2 protein-coding genes are annotated in these 6,419 nt (G+C 46.8%); both read right to left on the bottom strand.

Features of this window, described 5'->3' with window-relative positions; genetic code table 11:
* A partial coding sequence (locus VL121_RS06995) for a DUF6443 domain-containing protein (protein WP_325403583.1) occupies positions 1–5,619 on the bottom strand: 5,619 nt, incomplete at its 3' end.
* 17 nt (positions 5,620–5,636) lie between these two features.
* Positions 5,637–6,371, bottom strand: coding sequence for a LolA3 family protein (locus VL121_RS06990; protein ID WP_325403581.1), 735 nt, complete (start codon positions 6,369–6,371; stop codon positions 5,637–5,639).
* Positions 6,372–6,419: the final 48 nt, after the last annotated feature.

Raw genomic sequence — 6,419 nt, 5'->3', positions numbered from 1 at the left:
GGCATCGGGCGTTTGCTGGCTTACCACCTGGTTCAGGCTGTTGTAACGGTATAGGGTGGGCATGGTATGCTTACGCGGATAGGATTCTCCCAACAATCTCTTCTGTGCCACTAACGCAAGCGTGTCCGGATGCCGGCTAATATTAACTCCTTCCGGCGGAATGGTTTTTACCAGGTTACCCGCCTGGTCGTAATAGTATAAGGTATAATGGTACTCGCTTACATTGCGCTTTACGGTAAACTGTTCAAGGGCGGCCGCACCAAGGCATTTGGCCGTGTACAGGCTGTCGAATATATTGTTCAGTGAATCCCTGTACATGGTATATATCTCCGTGCCCGAATTAAAGGCCAGCGTGCTGCTGTCGGAGCAGGGCGGATCGTACACCTCTTCATAGGTGAGTGTTGGGGACACGGGTTCATTTTTTCCGCAGAGGAGCAATTCGCTTTGCGAACCCAATATGCTTTGATTGCACAATCCGGTACTGATTTCACATAAAGAATATAAATTCATTACCTCTTGGGCTGTCATGTGAGTGCCCAGTGAATTATTTACAAATGCGGTAAATACATCACATTTGGAAGCCGTATAGTTTACAGACAGGTAGGTTTTTTTTTCAGGCGCATAACCACTATTTCCCCAAAATACCATTGCTTTATAGCCGAGTTCTTCATTATTCAATCTGAACTGAAGTCCAAAATTAACATTGTAATTAGTGGCATTTTCATACATGTCAGTTACCAGGCTGGTGCATAACTGGTTCAGATAATTTTCGTTGCTGTAAATATGATTGCCATAAACTCCGTTTCCATTATCAACCGAAATGGGTGCAAGAGATAATCTATGTGTGGTATCAGTACCTGGAAGTGTTGACCACATGGTTTGACCCGGTACTACAATGCTGTTAAACCGCTCAAATATGCCGTACACAGCATCTCCCCAGTAACGGAAATGGGCGCCTTCCTGTGGAAAAAATTCTAAATGTTCGGGCTTTGCATAAAGGTTTAAAAATGCAGTATTTATCGTGGCGCTATCAGGAAGCAGGTTCAAATTGAAATTGACATTATCTCTGATATTTTGCCATATCCCACCATCAGTCCATGTATGAGCTGCCAATGCATAACTGGAATAAAAGCTGGCTTCATAATATAAACTGGCATAGTAACGACCTATATGGATTACTTTATGAGCCGGTATAGCAATAGTTTCGGTAATATTGTTACCTGGAATACCACTATATTTACTATTAAAGCGGTTTAATACCTGCTGTAGCGTATCACATCTAACCGCAACCTGGCTGCCACATGGCGTTTGACGAATTTTTATACCGCATTCATTTGCAAGCCAGTCCATAAATACATCATAGTTGTAACCGGACAGGTTAAGGTGTGAAGAGAAATACCATTCAAATAAAGGTTTGCAAACAAGAAAAGTATCGGTCCAATATCCCGTTGGTTCAGCAATGAATTGTATTTGAGGAGGCGAACCGGAAATGGATTTCGATTTACTTTGGAGACTGTCTGGTGTTTCAGGGAGTGCCAGGAACTGTTGTTGAAAAGCAGTGGTATTTTGAGATTCCATTAAGGCGCCACCGGGGACTTCTACAAATATTTGTACCTGTGCTCCTCTTTCCGGATGAGGAAAATCAACAAGGAAATTATTATATGTTTTGATTAGTTGCTCGCAGGAAATATTTGAAGGTTTTTGTACTCCTGTAGCGGGAATAATAAGCGTATCTGCGAATCTTAACTGTCGCAGGGAGCAACTATCCATAAACTGAAGGTATTCGCCGGCACTTTTACTGAACCCTAATTTATTATTCATAAAATTGCTGAACAGGCGGTTCTGTCTTTGCTGTTGCTCATCAGGCTCCTCATATGCTGGTATTGTATATGCAAACTTTTGTTTGAAGACATTGTAGAGTGTGGTAATAGAATCACAGTCCACGCATACATCATATCCCGTGGCGCATTGCAGCGCCGGGGGCAGGGTGATGGGTTTTGCAATATAGCGGCAGGCAATATTGCCGTTACACAAATTAAGCAGGCTGTCCAATGCATTCTGGCTGATAGTGGTATGCAAGGTTTTTTGAACATAGTCGCTAAAGCTGCTGTAGCCCGAAGCGGTTTCATATTGCGCTTTCAGCGCACCGAGCTTTTCACAGGTGCAGGCATCGGGTTTGGTGTACAGCGGCTGCTCCACCGCCAGCACAGGCCTGTTGTAAGGGCCGGGCGCATCAATAAGGTAAGCATTACAGGCCGCATTACTGGGTTTTCCTATACTTGTATTGTACTGGCTGATCACATCATCAAAGCTCCTGTAGCTGTGTTCGCTTTCGGGGCGTACGCTGCTTGCGCCAAAGGGATGGGTGGTGTCGCTGCCCTGTTTGCACACTTCTATCAAACGGGGTATAATGATAGCAGAGTCTGTGGCAGTATAATTGCAGGTTTCCAGTTGCCGCCACCAGCTCTGCGCATAAGCAAGACAGGTGCTGCCAGCCATGCTGGCGAGGCTGTCGGCAGCAGCCTGCTCAGCAACAGCCCGGTCGGTGCTGAGCAGGTCGCCTGCCAGGCCTATTGCTGCTGTTTCATCTAAAAACACAGGGGCCGCTTTATCTTCTAATACCGGGAAACTGCAGGCAGACCGTATCTGGTCATCTATCCACCCGCGTTTTAAACGCAAGTATTCGTTCCTGAAAAATCGCCAGGCCATGTCTAATTCCCCTTCGCAGCCCATAAAGCTGCTGTTGAATACATTGGACGGCGTATCCTTAAAGCTGTTTACACAGGTTGCATCTTCCGTGTCGCAATGGGCCATGATGCTGGCCGCAGCCCAGAGGCTAAGTATCTGCTCATCATTGGTTTTATAAGTGAGCAGGGCGGTATTAAACCAGGATGCTGCTCCGGGATGGGTAAAAAAAAGGGAGTCGTTGCCATTGCCAAAGCCCGAAGCAGGCGGATCCGTTGAGTTGGTGGGGTTAAGATAGCCTTTTGCCAGCGCCTGCTGGTAGGTATCGGTTGCTTCAAAATCAGCGTCCCAGTGGTGACTGGCCTTATAGGATTCATACTCCCTGAGCAGGCATCTCTCGGGGTGCCTTTCCCGCACCAGGTCTTCGGCCCACTGCGGCTGAAAATTGGAGATGAAATCCTCCGGCGACATTTCATTCGGAGCGCGTGGATAAGACCCGGTGTATGCAATGTTCTTGTAAATATAGGTGCCCGGGTTACCTTCCTTATCAAATATGGAAAAAAGATTAAGATAGTCTTCTCCCTGGTTCCTGGGATCGCTGGGATCATTGGGATAGCGGGCATATTGGCCGAAGGGTGGTGTCATATCCAAGAGCATTTGCTCATGGTATTGCTGGTAGCTGTACCAGGGTTGTCCTTCCTGTACGCAATCGCTTCCCCGTTGCTCCCTGATGCGGCTGAGCTGTTCGGCAATGATATCTTCTTTTGTTCTTACGGTATTATGAGGCGTGTACAGGCTGTCCCTGTAGTAAGCCATCGCATCCCGGCGCAGGGTGAGCTTTTTGGTAACAAGGTAGCTGCCTTCCTGGAGTGCTACGCCAAGCTTCACATCAAAGGTATCGGCAATAGCGCAGGTAGTATCGTAGGCAGGCGGCTGCACCCGCATATTGGATTTGCGGAAAACAAACAATGAATCACCAGGCAGGTTTTGGTTATTGCAATCATCGGAAATAGTGATCGTCAGATCATACAGGCAATCATAACAAATGGCAACCGCATCTTTATCGTTGAGCTGCAGGCTTTCGGCATTGAGCTTGTAAAAGAAGGAATCTACACCGGCTTTGGTTACCAGCAACGCGGATGTAGATTCTATGGTATTTCCTTTCATTACATTGTTCACAGGTGTTAACAGGTTATCCGTTTGGATGGAATCCCGGAAAGACGCAAGCGCCTGCATGGAATCGGGCACCGCGCCGGCAAGAGCGGTAGCCACCGTTCTTCCATGCATATCCACATACGATACACTGTATTGCCCGTTGGCATCGCGTACCATGTTTTTCTGGTAATGAGAAGCATAGCCTGCTTCCGTACCAAAGAGCGCGTCTAATTCTGTTTGCAACGGCGTACCATAATAGTATTTGGTTTCATGGCCGGAATGTAGCTGGAACTGCGGCCCCACACCCCCCTGGCTAACGATGCGGCCGGTATTGTCCTGGCTGTACTTTACTTCCGAAAAAGGATACCCCTTTGCCTGCGGAATGAATTTATGAATGGGGTTCAGCTTATAGGGATTGTTGTAGGAATAGTATTGCGAAGCCCCTGATACCGAATCAAGCGGCGGTGCAGCGCCCGCACAATAATCGGCGGGGGTTTTAAGCGTGTCGTATACGCCGGGTGTATTTTCAACCGGAACCCCGTCTACCCTTGCCTGGTTGAAAAGCGGATTGTAGCCGATCAAAGAGCTCAGCGTAGGTGCAGGCAGCACCTGTATTACAGCCCTTCCCTGCTTGTCATAAAAAGTTTCGGCTACTATGGTGGTATCTGTTGTATTATCCTTGGTTACCGTTTGACGGTTGCGCAGGGTGCCGTCAAAATATTGTACCACGCTTTTACGCTTGCCTTCTTCGGCAAAGGAAGTGGCCGCCTGCCAGTTCAGCAAAAGTTCGTGACCGCTGTATACGTATTCACCCAAACCACCCTGGGATATGAAATCTGAGCTCCACAGGGTTACCTTTCTTTCTTTATCAACCATGGTTTGGGCGGCCCTTACCCGGTAAAACAATTTGCCATTGCCCTCATACAATAAAGGGATATTATAATTATTGGTGTGGATGGTAACGCGGGTGGCATTATTACGGAATATTTTTTCAGCATCAGGAGATCCGCCGGTATTATACCATCCTGCATCCAAGGCCGACTGATCAATAAAAGTCCATTCCAGGTCGTATTCCTGCGCCGCGTTGAGGCTTGCCCAGGAAACTTTCAGCTCTCCTTTTGTTGAAACAGTGGCGGTACTATGCGACACAGATGTGATGGCATCGTTTTCGCAGTCCATTGCAAAAACACGGCTGATAACCATCCGGTTTTCCAATTTCAGCAAAGGCAGTATGGTGGATAATGCCGGGTACGCTGAAGTGATGTCAAGCACCTTAACCCTAACTAATCTTGCATCGCCGAAGTAATAAATCGCCTTATTATTATAAGGCTTGCTTTTGTAATAATCAATGTTGAGTTTTTTTTCAGTAACGGAATCCGAAACATTGCTTCCATTGGTAAAATATACGCGCAGGGTTAACTCGGCTTTAAAGGAGTCGGGAAGCATCCTTGGTGAAGTCTCATTAATATGGAACACAATTATATTGGAAACTTTATATGCCGCCTGGGGATCAATGGCCGGGAAAGATCCGGGATTAAAAAAAACAGAATCCATTACCGTGCGGCTGCTGTCTTTTACCAGTTGACCTGCCGCGCCATCCAATTCCTGCTTGTAGGTTATAGACTGCTGGGCTTTAAGGCCAGTGCTATAGCCGGTAAAAAACGTAAACAGTGCAATGCCCATGAGCAAATGCCATCCGGCTCTTTTATCATGCTGTGCAGTACCGCATTGCCGGGTGCTGCGGCTTTCCGGGTTTATATGATCTGACGATGCTTTCATGCTGCTGGCTGAAATTATTATTGCGTAATATTGGTTTCTATAAAATAGCCTGTATAGGGCGCTTTGGGTTGAAATTGCCCGCCCTGGTATATGATATACTTATCTTCATTGAACCACCCGGCGTCTAACAGGGACGTATCATAGCCGGAAAAAGTGAATGTAATAAGCGCCTTACCGCTGGGAAACAGATCCGGGTCTGTTCCCGGCAAATCGGCGGGCATATAGGCTTTCACCTGCGTCATGCGGTATCGCTTAAAATTATATTTCACTTCATAGCTGCTGTACAGCGCTCCCGGTTTAAATTTTATTTTCAGGGTTCTTACCGAGTCATTTACGGCAGTAACCGTTAAGCTTTGTACAAAAGTTTTCCAGTACAGCGTATCGGTAACGGGCATATTCATCACATCGGGATAGGTTTGCCGGTTACGAACGGAGATCACACTGTCTGTATGGCTTACCCTGAGGCTATAGCGGTTACCCTGAACAATTTCTGTACTGTCTATATAGGTATAGTAATACCCGCCATGTAATTTATAGGAAGCGTTCATTTGTTCAATGGTGGTATCCGTATTGAGGCTGTCGGTATACTTAATGTCTACATTAAAGCTCAGGTTTTTGGCATGGCGGTAGCTTTCGGCAAGCTGCACCATTTCCATGATCTCCGTTCCGGGTATTACCGCCTGCGCCGCTGCGCAAAGCATAAGGCAACAGGCTACTGACGTCAGGAAGGTTTGTTTTACATGATGTATCATATCGTATAAGGTTTGTTTCAGGTTACAGGGTATACAGGGTTCAAGTTG

The sequence above is a fragment of the Agriterribacter sp. genome, assembly GCF_035497235.1.
In the GTDB taxonomy this organism is placed as follows: domain Bacteria; phylum Bacteroidota; class Bacteroidia; order Chitinophagales; family Chitinophagaceae; genus Agriterribacter.
The sequence above is the reverse complement of the archived record's forward strand: the minus strand, read 5'-3'. Positions and strand labels throughout refer to the sequence as shown.